Below are 14,060 nucleotides of genomic sequence, written 5' to 3'. Positions count from 1 at the left end.
ACCATGTATACCTCGCAAACCAATAGAAGAAGTTTTATTAAAAAAATGGCAATGTTGTCTGCAATGACGGCAGCTGCAACTATGTTTCCAGGAATACTATTTGCAGATGAGCAGGAAAAAGGAATACCAAATAGTGCAAACTTAGATTGGAAAAAAGGTCCATGTAGATTTTGTGGTGTTGGGTGTGGTATTTTGGTAGGTACCGAAAATGGAAAAGCAGTCGCTGTAAAAGGAGATCCTAACAGCTCTGTAAACAAAGGATTACTTTGTGTAAAAGGATATCATCAAACCATGTGTATTCAATCAAAAGATAGACTAACTCATGCTCTGGTAAAGAAAAATGGTCAATATGTTAAAACCCCAATTAATGAGGCTTTGGACATTGTTGCCAATAAGATGAAAGAAACTATTGAGAAACATGGTAAAGATGCGGTAGCCATGTATACCTCTGGACAATCAACAATACCCGAAGGGTATGTTGCGTCTAAATTAATGAAAGGTGCTATTGGTACAAACAATCTGGATTGTAATGCTCGGTTATGCATGGCTAGTGCCGTAGCTGGTTTTTTAACCTCTTTTGGGGCCGATGAACCTATGGGTTGTTATGATGATATCGACCATGCGGATTATTTTATAACCTGGGGAAATAATATGGCAGAAATGCACCCTGTATTATTCTCTAGAATGTTAGAACAAAAAAGTAGAAGAGGTGCTAAAATTATTGATTTTGCCACGCGTACAACACGTTCTAGTACGGCCTCTGATAAATCTATATTATTCGAACCTCAAACTGACTTGGCTGTTGCTAATGCCATTTGCTATGAAATCATTCATAATGGATGGGTAAATACATCCTTTGTAGAAAAACATTGCAACTTCAGTAAAGGGTTAACCAATATGGGATATGGTCTTGAAGATAATTACAAATTTAAGGACAAGCCCTCAACAATAGATTTTAAAGCGTATAAAAAATTCTTAGAAGAGTATACTCCAGAAAAGGTTGCCAAATACTCCAAAGTATCTGTAAAAGATATCAAATATTTGGCCGCTATATACGGAAACCCAAATAAAAAAGTAGTTTCCTACTGGTGCATGGGTATGAATCAACATACCCGAGGAACATGGATGAACAATTTAGTGTATAATATTCATCTACTTACAGGGAAAATTTCACAACCGGGAAACGGACCATTTTCATTAACAGGTCAACCCTCTGCATGTGGTACAGCAAGAGAAGTAGGTACTTTTACACATAAGTTGCCCAAAGGAGTGGTTATGAATGAAAAGCATAGACGCTTGGCAGCAAAAATATGGAAAGTACCTTACGAACGTATTCCTGCTAAACCAACATATCATGCTACAGAAATGTTTAGAGCAGTCGATCGTGGAGATATTAAATTTATTTGGACACAAGTAACAAATCCACTGGTTTCATTGCCTAAAACAAGTCGTTATCGTCCTGGTATGGAAAAAGACTCTTGTTTTGTGGTTGTTTCAGACGTTTTTCCAACACCAACATCTGATGTTGCTGATGTAATTTTACCAGCATCATGGCACATAGAAAAAAGTGGATTATACGGAAACTCGGAGCGAAGAACGCAACATTGGGATAAAATGGTAGAGGGTCCAGGAGAAACAACTCCAGACGCATGGATGACCATCGAAGTTGCAAAACGAATGGGTTATGGTGATTTATTTCCTTACAGTGAAGAAAATCATGTTGAAGAAATTTATAACGAATACAGACAGTTTCATGAAGGAGCAAAACATGGGATGGCTCCATTAGAAGTTCTAAAGAAGGAATCCGGAGTAATCTGGCCCTATGTAGATGGAAAATCCACGCAATGGCGCTTTAATGCAAAATATGACCCTGCATGTTCTAATGGTGAAGATTTTCATTTCTATGGAAAACCTGACGGTAAAGCCGTGATTTGGCAACGCCCATATGAACCCGCTCCTGAAATCCCAGATGCAACATACCCTTTTTGGCTCAATACAGGAAGAGTTATCGAACATTGGCATACAGGTTCTATGACACGTAGGATTCCTGTATTGCATAAAGCGATGCCAAGTGCCTATGCAGAGTTTCATCCCGAAGATGCAAAAGCATTAGGGATTAGAAATGGAGAAAATATAAAAATAACTTCACGTAGAGGGTCATGCACATTACCTGCATCCATAAATGAAAGAGGTTTACCTACCAAAGGTCAGGTTTTTGTCCCCTTCTTTGATGAAAACATGATGATTAATGACGTTACTCTAGATGCTTTTTGTCCGATTTCTAAAGAACCAGACTATAAAAAATGTGCTGTTAAAGTCGAAAAAGTGTAGGTTATGAAAAAGAGACTAGGTATCATATCATTGTTCACACTTTTATTCATTGCATTTATAGCGATCTGGAATTATAGCTATAAAAAAGGATTAGAAGAAGCATATATCCCAATTGAAGCTACAGTTCCCGTTTCTGTGATTCCTTCAGAAAAAGGAGTGTTTACGCGTTCAGAATTTGCTATAGAATATCTTAATATGCCTGTTGATGAAGCTCATCAACGCAGTCTAGACACATATTATAATAATAGAGCATACCCAGGAGCCCCACCCAGTATTCCTCATCCTTTGCTTAAAGGTGAAAGAGGTGTAGGAGGAACTGCTTGTTTACAATGCCATCAAAATGGAGGGTTTGTAGAAAAATTTAATGCTTATACTCCTGTAACTCCACATCCCGAGTTAATTAATTGTCGGCAATGTCACGTAGCTCAAAAAGTCGAAACCCTTTTTACCGCTGCAAATTTTGCAAAACTAAACGCTCCCAAAGTAGGTGTAAATAACGCTTTACCTGGTAGCCCCCCGATGATGCCACATGATATTCAAATGAGAGAGAACTGTTTGTCCTGTCATGCAGGTCCAGCTGCACCAAAAGAGATTAGAGTTACACATCCCGAAAGAATAAACTGTCGTCAATGTCACGTACCCGATACTCGTGAATATGTAGATGTAGAAATTTTTACAAGAACTAATAGCCGTCAAAATGACTAAAAAAAATTATATATATATACTAGGCTGTACTTTCATGGTTACACTTTTTTCCTGTAAGCATGGCGAAGGCGAATATCATAACATCACCGACAAAATAGAGGCTGAAAGTAAAAATTATCATGGTACGTCGATGTCTTCAGAACAACTTCTGGAAGGAATCGAAACCATAGAAATCACCGAAGGCGAACATAGTTTTTTAATCCCAGAAAGGAAAGGCCAAATAACGTCATATGCCTGTACCGAATGTCACACAAAACCATTACATGAATTACAAAATAAAGAAGATGCAAAAAAAGCACATTGGGATATTAAATTGGCACATGCAAATTTAAATACAATGAACTGCATAACATGTCATAATGGGGACGACATGGATAATTTAAAAAGCCTAACAGGTAAGACAATCGATTTCAACAGAAGCTATAAATTATGTAGTCAATGCCATAGCAAACAGTTTGAAGATTGGAAAGGCGGAGCGCATGGTAAAAAAGTAGCAGGTTGGGCACCACCTAGAGCCTCAATGACCTGCGTAAATTGTCATAACCCACATCAACCTGGTTTTGAAACCAGATGGCCGGCAAGGTTTAATAGTCAAAAAGTTAAAGAAAGAGAATAGTTAATATCATCTATAGTACTTATGAGCGATCAAAATAATAAAAAATGGTTTTCACTAAACCTCGGAAATTTTAAAAGTGAATCTTCTGGTACTTGTGGCTGCGGAAAAACTTCTGGAGGATGTGGTTCTCATACTAATGATCAACTTAGTGATGAGGATTTTGATGCTGCTGTAGATACTGCTATTGGTGAAGAACGAAAAAAAGATGGTTTTGATCAAGTTTTTGATGTACAAATGGATCGTCGTACTGCATTTAGGAAATTAACTGCAAGTTTACTGATCGGTGCCGGAGCTGTAAGTACATCATGCAGTGTTACCACTGGAGAAGACACTAAAGAAAAAGCACAAATAGACTGGGAAGAACAATTCAAGGGCAACTATAAATTAATGACTGATGAGGAACGAAATGCTACTGTAGAACGATTGGTTCGCTCCTATCAACTTCGGAAGAAGAAAAATATTAAAATGTCTTCTAAAGATGCCGAAAAAGATGTGCTCTTTGGTTATGCATTTAATATTTCAAAATGTCAAGGATATATGGATTGTGTAAGTGCTTGTGTCGAAGAAAATAATCAAGACCGAAATTCACAAATGGAATATATCCGTATCCATGAAATGAAAGATGGAAAAGGTTTTAAGTTTGATGAAGCCGATGATAACTACTACCACGAAGTTCCTGCTGAAGGACACTTTTATATGGGAACCCAGTGTTTTCATTGCGATAACCCTCCATGTGTAGATGTTTGTCCTGTGCAAGCTACCTGGAGAGAAGATGATGGATTAGTAGTCATCGATTATGATTGGTGCGTAGGTTGCAGATACTGTATGGCCGCTTGCCCTTATGATGGGAGGCGATTTAACTGGAGTACCCCAGAGGTTCCCGAAGAAGAAATAAATAAAAACCAGCATTACCTGGGAAATCGTATGCGCAAAAAGGGTGTAATGGAAAAATGTACATTTTGTGTACAGCGATCCAGGGCTGGTAAAAACCCAGCCTGCGTCGATGCTTGTCCGACCGGAGCAAGAATTTTTGGAAATTTGTTAGATCCCAATAGTACCATACGCTGGGTACTGGAGAATAAAAAAGTGTTTAGACTAAAAGAAGATCTGGGTACAGAACCAAAGTTCTGGTATTTCATGGATTAATCTAATTGAGTTTAAATTAAAATATTGAAAAAACGTCAATTCGAGTATTTTTTAGTAATGAAATGGAGAAAAAATGTATCGAGAATAGTTTTCGAGCAAAAATCACTATTCTCGATACAATCCTCCTACCGTCGGATCACTCGAATTGACGTGATTTTATTAGCACCCAGAAGTTAACAGAATAAGTGCACCGATGAATGATATATTTATAACGTAATCAAGATGAGAAGACTTAAAGTTTTTAGAAGTTTAGTAATAGATAGTTTAGATACTATTACTCAAGGATCAAAAAAATATCACATCTGGATGGCTTTTTTGACATTTGTGATGCTGGTAGGAATGTATTGCTATTCTGTTCAGTTAGAATATGGTTTAAGTGCCACCGGAATGACCGATAGGGTAAGTTGGGGGTTATATATTTCTAATTTCACTTTTTTGGTTGGCGTGGCCGCTGCTGCGGTGATGTTGGTAATGCCTACTTATGTTCTAAAAGATATCGATTTTAAGCAAGCCGTACTCATTGGTGAAGGACTAGCAGTTGCAGCGCTTATTATGTGTTTAGCATTTGTTGTAGCCGATATGGGTGGACCATCGGTACTTTGGCATATGATACCAGGAATCGGAGTATTTAACTTTCCTGCTTCTATGCTTACATGGGATGTTCTTGTTCTTAACGGATATTTGTTTTTAAACATTTCCATTCCGTTTTATATTCTTTTTAGACGTTACCAAGGAAAAGTTCCAAATCCCAAAATATATGTTCCCGGAGCAATTTTGTCAGTTTTCTGGGCAGTAGCGATCCATTTGGTCACTGCATTTTTATATCAGGGATTACAAGCCAGACCTTTCTGGAATAATGCCCTGTTAGGACCACGTTTTTTGGCATCAGCATTTGCTGCAGGTCCTGCATTAATTATTTTGGTTTTAGCAGTTATCAGAACATTTACAGAATTTAGAATTGAAGACAAAACGATTAAAAAAATAGGCATGATCGTTACGGTAGCTGCACAGATCAACCTTATTATGTTAGTTTCTGAACTATTCAAAGAATTTTATGCTCCTACACATCATAGTGAAAGTGCCTATTACCTGTTTTTTGGATTACACGGTAAAACTGCATTATTGCCATGGATCTGGACCGCAATTCCGTTAAACGTCTTGGCAACTGTCCTACTTACTTTTGGTAAATTACGCAACAACCTTAAAGTACTTTATTTTTGTTGTTTCATTTTATTTATAGCCATTTGGATAGAAAAGGGATTTGGTTTAATTGTACCCGGTTTTATTCCAGGGCCTTATGGAAAAATTGCTGAATATACTCCAACAGGTATCGAGATAGGTGTAACCCTGGGGATTTGGGCACTAGGTGCATTTGTATTTACTATACTGGCAAAAACTGCAATCAAAATTGAAACCGGGAAACTTCGTTTCAAAACCAAATAGATTCTTTCTACGAATAGTATTCCTAAACAAAACCTGACAAAAGTCATTTTTTAAGAAATCGTTGTCTCATACTTTTGGCTCTTAATCAAAGTAAGTATGGGTGTAATATATGTACTCTTAACGATTAGCATTATTGTCGCAATTATCTTTTTTGTAGCGTTTATCTTTTCTGTTAGAAATGGTCAATATGATGATGTCTACACTCCTTCTATACGAATGCTTTTTGATGATGAACTCGTAAAAAAAAGCAAAGAAAAATCTTCAGTATCTACTAAAACTAAACAATCATAAATATGGAAATGGAACAATTCTATTACGATAATAAAATCGTAAAAAAATTCTTATACGCCACTATGCTCTGGGGTATTGTGGGAATGTCGGTAGGTCTTCTATTGGCTTTTATGTTTTTATTTCCTAATCTAACTGATGGAATTTCCTGGTTAAGTTTTGGCCGACTAAGACCATTGCATACCAATGCAGTTATTTTTGCTTTCGTTGGTAACGCCATTTTTGCCGGTGTATATTATTCTACACAGCGATTATTAAAAACGCGTATGTTTAGCGACAAACTTAGTAACATTAATTTCTGGGTATGGCAATTGATTATTGTGGGGGCGGCGATAACACTTCCTTTAGGGTATACCACTTCAAAAGAGTATGCAGAATTAGAATGGCCTTTTGATATTGCAATTGCTATTATTTGGGTAGTTTTTGGATGGAACCTCATTGGTACAATCTTAAAACGAAGACAACGTCATCTCTATGTAGCCATTTGGTTTTATCTCGCAACTTTTGTTACGGTAGCTGTACTTCACATATTTAATAGCCTTGAACTTCCAGTTAGTGCTTTAAAAAGTTATTCTGTGTATGCAGGAGTTCAAGATGCACTGGTGCAATGGTGGTATGGGCATAATGCAGTGGCTTTTTTCCTTACTACTCCTTTCTTAGGATTAATGTATTACTTTATTCCGAAGGCAGCCAACAGACCGGTGTATTCTTATCGATTATCTATTGTTCACTTCTGGTCATTAATTTTTATTTACATCTGGGCTGGACCTCACCACCTGCTATATTCTACTCTACCTGATTGGGCACAGAATCTTGGGGTGGCATTTTCGATTATGTTAATTGCTCCTTCATGGGGAGGGATGATCAATGGTCTGCTAACCCTACGAGGCGCATGGGATAAAGTTCGTACTGATCCTGTGTTAAAATTCATGGTTGTAGCTATCACCGGTTATGGTATGGCAACTTTTGAAGGACCAATGCTATCCTTAAAAAATGTAAATGCTATTGCACACTTTAGTGATTGGATCATCGCCCATGTTCATGTGGGTGCCCTGGCCTGGAATGGGTTTCTAACCTTCGGAATGGTCTATTGGCTAGTACCAAGGCTTACCAAAACAAAATTATGGTCAACAGGACTTGCAAACGTGCATTTCTGGATTGGTACCCTAGGTATTATTATGTATGCATTACCCATGTATGTTGCTGGTTTTGTACAAGCATCAATGTGGAAACAATTTAATCCCGATGGAAGTCTGGTATACGGTAATTTCTTAGAAACCGTAAATGAAATCATCCCAATGTACTGGATGCGGGCTATTGGAGGAAGCATGTATATCCTGGGAGCTTTTGTGATGTTATATAACATTATTAAAACTATACGAAGTGGTAGTACGGTAACTGATGAACTAGCAGAAGCAGCTTCACTTCAAAAAGTAACGAAATTTCGAACGGCAAAAGAAGGATACCACACCTGGTTAGAAAGAAGACCTGTTAAACTTACGATTTTCGCTACTATTGCTATTCTTATTGGTGGTGCAGTACAGATTATTCCAACATTAATGATCGATTCTAACATCCCTACAATTACTAGTGTAAAACCATATACACCTCTTGAGTTGGAAGGAAGAGATTTGTATATAAGAGAAAGTTGCGTGTCATGTCACTCGCAAATGATACGTCCTTTCCGTAGTGAGGTAGAGCGTTATGGAGAATACTCTAAAGCAGGAGAATACGTGTATGATCATCCTTTCTTATGGGGAAGTAAACGTACTGGGCCAGATCTAATGCGAATCGGTGGTAAATACTCTGATAACTGGCATCTCAATCACTTTTATGACCCACAAAGCACCTCATCTGGATCCATAATGCCTAGTTATAAATGGTTAATTCAAAATGAGCTAGATCGATCACTAACAGAAACCAAAATGGAGGCTATGGTATCACTTGGAGTACCTTATACTCCCGAAGAAATAGCCAAAGCGCAACAATGGATGGATGAACAAGCCACGGAAATTGAGAAAAATCTGTACGATGATCCTGATTTTGCAAAAACCTATGAAGCAGACAAAAAGTATGCAAAAGATAATGGGTTAGATTTTGTTGAAATGCGGAACAGAGAAGTAGTGGCTTTAATAGCCTATATCCAAAGATTAGGAACCGATATTAAGGTTAAAAACGAAGAAACTTTAGTTGAAAATAAAGAATAAAAGTTATGCTAAAATTTGTTAAAGGCCATATGGAAAGTATTGAAGGCGTAGAGATTTATCCTATGATCTCTCTACTCATTTTTTTCATCTTCTTTGCAGTCCTGTTTTGGTGGGTATTTACTGCAAAAAAAGAACATATAAAAGAAGTGAGCCAAATTCCATTAGAAAACGAAAACGAAACTGACTTATGAGAAGTACTGCATCATACTTAAGAGTGCTTGCCTTTTTGGGTATTGCCTATATTTTATTAGAAGTAACTGTAGCATCAGGAGAACAATCTGCATTTATAACTCAACCCATAACCTGGTTGGTTTTGGGAATGGTTTTATTATTTGCAATAACCTTAGAAATCAGTTTTGAAGCCTTTCGCAACATACTATTTCGTTCATTAAAACCTGATGCTCAGGAACGGTATCTTTTGGCAGAAAAAACCAGAAAAAAGAACCAGTTCAAATGGTTCTGGGATATCTATCTAAAATTATTGGATAGTAAACCTGTTGGCGAAGAAGAAGAGATCATTCTTGATCATAATTATGATGGTATCAAAGAGCTGGATAACAATCTTCCGCCTTGGTGGGTATATGGCTTTTATGCAACCATCATATTCGGAGTAATATACTTAGCTCGTTTTCATGTTTTCAACGATTATACTCAGGCAGAGGAATATGAAACCGAAGTAGCTGAAGCTAAAATTGCCATTGAGGAATACAAAAAAACAGCTAAAGATCTGGTAGATATAAATACGGTTACGCTATTAACCGAATCATCTGATATTAGCGCAGGAAAAGGAATTTTTACAACCAATTGTGTTGCATGTCATAAAGCAGATGGTGGCGGTGGTATTGGACCTAACCTAACCGATAAATATTGGATTCTTGGAGGTGGAATAAAAAATGTGTTCCGTACAATTTCTGAAGGAGGACGAGATGGAAAAGGGATGGTAGCCTGGAAACAAACCCTGAAACCAGCCGAAATGGCTCAAGTAGCAAGTTATGTAATCACTTTGGGTGGTACTACTCCTGCAGAACCTAAAGAAGCCCAGGGTGAGATCTGGGTGGATCCAGATGCACCAAAGAAAGAAACCCCTGCAGAAGAAGTTCCAGAAACGGTTACTGATTCGACAGCTGTGGTTATGAATGAATAACAAAAAACGAAGCCTAATTGGAAACACCAACAAACGAAAAATTCAGAGATTCTATTGGCACCATAAATGAAGAAGGAAAACGTGCCTGGGTGTATCCAAAAAAACCTAATGGTAAGTTGTACACCTATCGTAAATGGGTAAGTTATGCATTATTACTATTTCTATTTTCGGCACCTTTTATAAAAATCAACGGAAATCAGTTCTTACTATTCAATGTACTAGAAAGGCGTTTCAATATTTTCGGAGCTCCATTTTGGCCGCAGGATTTTCATCTGTTTGTGATTTCCATGATTATTGGAGTAGTGTTTGTGATTTTATTTACTGTTGCATTCGGAAGAATCTTTTGTGGTTGGATATGCCCACAAACGATTTTTATGGAAATGGTTTTCCGAAGAATAGAATATTGGATAGAAGGTGATCGTGGAAAACAAATACGCCTTGACAAACAATCCTGGAATACCGAAAAGATAAGAAAACGAGTTACCAAATGGATTATATTCTTTATCATATCTTTCCTTATCGCCAACGTATTTCTTGCCTACCTAATTGGCAGTGATCAACTGGTTAGATATATATTTGACGGACCATTTAAGCATGTGAGCACGTTAATCTCACTCTTCATATTTACGGCTGTTTTTTATTTTGTCTTTGCCTGGTTCAGAGAACAGGTGTGTATTATTGCATGTCCCTATGGACGTTTACAAGGAGTACTACTGGATTCAAAATCAATCGTGGTGGCTTATGATTATAAACGTGGAGAAAAAGAAGCCGGAAGAGCCAAATTTAAGAAAAATGAGGATCGCCCATCTACAGGAAAAGGAGATTGCATTGACTGCTTTCAATGTGTGCATGTCTGCCCTACAGGGATTGATATTCGTAATGGTACACAGTTAGAGTGTGTAAACTGTACAGCATGTATTGATGCATGTGATCATATGATGGAAAGTGTACATCTTCCTAAAGGATTAATACGATATGCAAGTGAAGAGAATATTGCCAAGAAAGCAAAATTCAAGTTTTCACCCAGATTAAAAGGATATAGTGCTGTTTTAGTGATCTTAACTGGTATTTTTCTGGGAATGTCATTTTTAAGAAATGATGTCGAAGCTAATATTCTAAGATTACCCGGGCAACTATATGAACGAAAAGCTGATAACATCATTAGCAACGTATATACCTATAAACTGGTAAACAAAACTACTGATACCATTGAAGATATTCATTTTGAATTATTATCACACAAAGGAAAAATTGAATTAGTAACTCATAAAAACTTTGCTGTCCCAAAACAAGGACTTGCCGAGGGAACATTATTTATAGAGATTAATGGCGCCGCTCTTAAAGGAGATAAAGATCGATTAAAAATAGGAGTGTATAGTAATGATAAATTAATTGAAACTACTACTACAGCCTTTCTTGGACCAAGAACGTATAGATAAACACGTCAGTCCAAGTGATCTTACTGTAGGAAGATTGTATCGAGAACAGTGATTTTTGATCCATAAAATAGAACTAAAAACTTTATTATGAAAATAAACTGGGGAACAGCTATTGTACTGGTATTTATAGGATTTATCTCCTTCATAATGTACTTTGTTATAAAAATGAATCTAAATGAACAATTCTCTCACGATTTAGTAACAGAGGAATATTATAAAGAAGAACTCGCATTTCAGAAAGAAATCGATGCCGAGAAAAATGCAAAAGCTTTAAAAAACAATATCGTTGTTAAAAGCACCGAGAATGGACTATTGATTACGTTTCCACAAGATAAAAATTACACCTCTATTTCCGGAACAATATCGTTATACAGACCATCAAACAAAAAACTGGATTTCGAGATTCCTATTGCTCTTGACAGCTCAACGTTAATCATATCCAGCGATCGTCTATTAGAAGGTCGTTGGGACATCAAAATTGATTGGAAGTATGAAAATACAGCATATTTATTTAAAAAATCATTCGTCTATTAAATGTTGGTATCTGCAATCATATTAGGACTGCTGGGCAGTTTTCACTGCATAGGAATGTGTGGGCCTATTGCATTTATGCTGCCCGTTGGGCGTTCTAATAGCACCCAGAAATTCTTTCAGATATTCTTATATCATTTTGGTCGTTTATTGGCCTACTGTATCATTGGTTTATTCTTCGGGATGATAGGAAAAAGCCTTAACATTTTTGGGTTACAGCAAACCTTATCTATTGTAGTCGGAATAGTAATGATTATTCTAATTTTAATTCCGCATCAGACTCTTAATAGATACAACTTTTCAAAACCGATATATAAAATAATCTCTAAAGTGAAAAATGCTTTAGGTATAGCACTAAAAAAGAAAACACCGGATACTTTTCTTACCATTGGTTTCTTAAACGGATTTTTACCCTGTGGTTTGGTATATATGGCCGTTTTTGGAGCCATCGCATCTAGTCATATTCTCGAAGGTGGTCTATATATGCTTTTTTTCGGGTTAGGAACTATACCCCTAATGACGACGGCAGTATATGCAGGAAACTTTTTGACTGTAAAAACTAGAAAGCACATCCAGAAAGCAATCCCAGTATTTATAGTTATAATTGGTGTATTATTTATTGTACGTGGTATGGGGTTAGGTATTCCATATCTCTCTCCAAAACCTGTTACCGAGCTGGTTTCGGCAGATTTTGAGTGTCATTAATTAAATTTCACTAAATTAAACTGACTAAACAGTCATAGAAAACAAAGTAGTTTCGGGTTTGTTACGCTGTAACCTTAAATCAAAAGCCATACAGATATTACGAACAAATGGCCGTCCTTTTTCTGTAACTTGTATATCGTGGTCATGTATAATCAACAGTTCATCTGCTTGTAGTTCTCTCAAATTCTGTAAAACCTCTGGTAACTCCTTAAAATATAATTCATTATCCTTCCAGTCGGTTTTAAAATGACACATTAGATTTAAGATATGTTTTCTAATAATCTCGTCCTCTTTGGTTAACATATGGCCTCTATACACTGGGATAATATTTTCATGAACCAGGTGTTGGTACTCTTCTATATTTTTGACATTTTGAGCAAAACCATACCAACTATCGCTAATCGCAGATACTCCCAAGCCAATCATCATTTGAGTTTTGGATGCCGTATATCCCATAAAATTACGATGCAGGGTTTGGTTTTGCATAGAAGTATACAAGGAGTCGTTTTGTAAACTAAAATGATCCATTCCAATCTCGACGTAACCTACTTCAAATAATAACTTCTTGCCCGTCTCATATTGTTTTCGTTTTTGCTCTGCGGTTGGCAAATCTGAATCATTGAATCCTCGTTGTCCATTACCTTTTTGCCACGGCACATGTGCATAACTATAAAATGCCAATCGATCGGGCATTAATTCTTTTGTTTTCAAAATAGTTTCAATAACGGCTTCTTGGGTTTGAAAGGGTAATCCAAAAATGATATCGTGTCCGATCGAAGTAAAACCAATCTCTCGTGCAGTTTCGGTTACATATTTTACATTTTCAAAAGGTTGTATACGATGAATTGCTTTTTGAACCGTTGCATTATAGTCTTGTACTCCAAAACTTACTCGTCTAAAACCAACATCGTACAATGCTTGCAAATGCTCCCTAGTTGTATTATTAGGATGCCCTTCAAAACTAAGTTCATAATTCTCTGCTTTTTCAGAAAATCTAAAAATCCCATTAATCAAATAATGTAAATTCTCTGGAGAAAAAAAAGTGGGTGTCCCTCCTCCTAAATGCAACTCTTTTATTTTGGGTTTAGTTTCGAATAGATCTAGATATAACTGCCATTCTTTTAAAACTGTATTTAGGTATGGGATTTCAACCTCATGTCGTTTGGTAATACGCTTGTTGCATCCACAAAAGGTGCACATGCTTTCACAAAACGGAAGATGAATATATATGCTTATACCTTCAGAATCATTACTTTCTATACATGATCGTTGAACAGACTTTGTCCAATCTTTTAGTGAAAAAGTATTGATATCCCAATAGGGAACAGTTGGGTAACTGGTGTATCGTGGTCCGGGAATGTTGTATTTATGAACTAGGCTTGTGCACATTTAATTTGTTTTTAAGTCATTTGTTTATAGTCTAACTCTTTCGTCAGGTCGAGTATCTCCAACTTGCTTGGGGATGTATCGAGACCAACTATAGAACTCTAAACTGTATCTCGATA

13 protein-coding genes are annotated in these 14,060 nt (G+C 36.8%); 12 read left to right on the top strand and 1 reads right to left on the bottom strand.

Going from position 1 to position 14,060, the window contains the following annotated elements; translation table 11 throughout:
• The first annotated feature begins 3 nt into the window (after nt 1-3).
• From ABW637_RS05560 to ABW637_RS05505, 12 genes are all read left to right on the top strand, one after another.
• A complete protein-coding gene (locus tag ABW637_RS05560) occupies nt 4-2,331 on the top strand; it encodes a molybdopterin-dependent oxidoreductase (RefSeq protein ID WP_367583650.1) in 2,328 nt (775 codons plus the stop codon).
• A gap of 3 nt (nt 2,332-2,334) precedes the next feature.
• Nucleotides 2,335-3,036 (top strand): cytochrome C, encoded by a 702-nt coding sequence (locus ABW637_RS05555; protein ID WP_367583648.1) that lies wholly within the window; start codon nt 2,335-2,337, stop codon nt 3,034-3,036.
• 34 nt (nt 3,037-3,070) lie between these two features.
• Nucleotides 3,071-3,652, top strand: a complete 582-nt coding sequence (locus ABW637_RS05550; RefSeq protein WP_367583647.1) for a cytochrome c3 family protein — start codon at nt 3,071-3,073, stop codon at nt 3,650-3,652.
• A 21-nt stretch (nt 3,653-3,673) separates the two neighbouring features.
• Nucleotides 3,674-4,798 carry a 4Fe-4S dicluster domain-containing protein gene (locus ABW637_RS05545; RefSeq protein ID WP_367583646.1) on the top strand — a complete coding sequence of 375 codons (1,125 nt, stop codon included), beginning with the start codon at nt 3,674-3,676 and terminating at the stop codon, nt 4,796-4,798.
• Between the two features lie 222 nt (nt 4,799-5,020).
• A complete protein-coding gene (gene dsrP, locus ABW637_RS05540; protein WP_367583645.1) occupies nt 5,021-6,241 on the top strand; it encodes a sulfate reduction electron transfer complex DsrMKJOP subunit DsrP in 1,221 nt (406 codons plus the stop codon).
• A gap of 96 nt (nt 6,242-6,337) precedes the next feature.
• Nucleotides 6,338-6,532 (top strand): cbb3-type cytochrome oxidase assembly protein CcoS, encoded by a 195-nt coding sequence (ccoS, locus tag ABW637_RS05535; protein WP_367583644.1) that lies wholly within the window; start codon nt 6,338-6,340, stop codon nt 6,530-6,532.
• 2 nt (nt 6,533-6,534) lie between these two features.
• Nucleotides 6,535-8,736 carry a cytochrome-c oxidase, cbb3-type subunit I gene (gene ccoN, locus ABW637_RS05530; RefSeq protein WP_367583643.1) on the top strand — a complete coding sequence of 734 codons (2,202 nt, stop codon included), beginning with the start codon at nt 6,535-6,537 and terminating at the stop codon, nt 8,734-8,736.
• A 5-nt stretch (nt 8,737-8,741) separates the two neighbouring features.
• Nucleotides 8,742-8,927, top strand: coding sequence for a CcoQ/FixQ family Cbb3-type cytochrome c oxidase assembly chaperone (locus tag ABW637_RS05525; RefSeq protein WP_367583642.1), 186 nt, complete (start codon nt 8,742-8,744; stop codon nt 8,925-8,927).
• Nucleotides 8,924-9,880 (top strand): cbb3-type cytochrome c oxidase N-terminal domain-containing protein, encoded by a 957-nt coding sequence (locus ABW637_RS05520; protein WP_367583641.1) that lies wholly within the window; start codon nt 8,924-8,926, stop codon nt 9,878-9,880. The genes ABW637_RS05525 and ABW637_RS05520 overlap by 4 nt, the downstream gene beginning before the upstream one ends.
• A gap of 17 nt (nt 9,881-9,897) precedes the next feature.
• A complete protein-coding gene (gene ccoG / locus ABW637_RS05515) occupies nt 9,898-11,319 on the top strand; it encodes a cytochrome c oxidase accessory protein CcoG (protein ID WP_367583640.1) in 1,422 nt (473 codons plus the stop codon).
• Between the two features lie 87 nt (nt 11,320-11,406).
• Complete coding sequence (locus ABW637_RS05510; RefSeq protein ID WP_367583639.1) at nt 11,407-11,853, top strand: FixH family protein; 447 nt, start codon at nt 11,407-11,409, stop codon at nt 11,851-11,853.
• On the top strand, nt 11,854-12,555 hold the full coding sequence (locus tag ABW637_RS05505; protein ID WP_367583638.1) for a sulfite exporter TauE/SafE family protein: 702 nt from the start codon (nt 11,854-11,856) through the stop codon (nt 12,553-12,555).
• A gap of 24 nt (nt 12,556-12,579) precedes the next feature.
• Here ABW637_RS05505 and hemN read toward each other — a convergent pair whose 3' ends face one another.
• A complete protein-coding gene (hemN, locus tag ABW637_RS05500) occupies nt 12,580-13,944 on the bottom strand; it encodes an oxygen-independent coproporphyrinogen III oxidase (protein ID WP_367583637.1) in 1,365 nt (454 codons plus the stop codon).
• Nucleotides 13,945-14,060 lie beyond the last annotated feature (116 nt).

Source organism: Aquimarina penaris, from assembly GCF_040786285.1.
In the GTDB taxonomy this organism is placed as follows: Bacteria; Bacteroidota; Bacteroidia; order Flavobacteriales; family Flavobacteriaceae; genus Aquimarina.
This window is presented reverse-complemented; position numbering and strand designations above follow the sequence as displayed.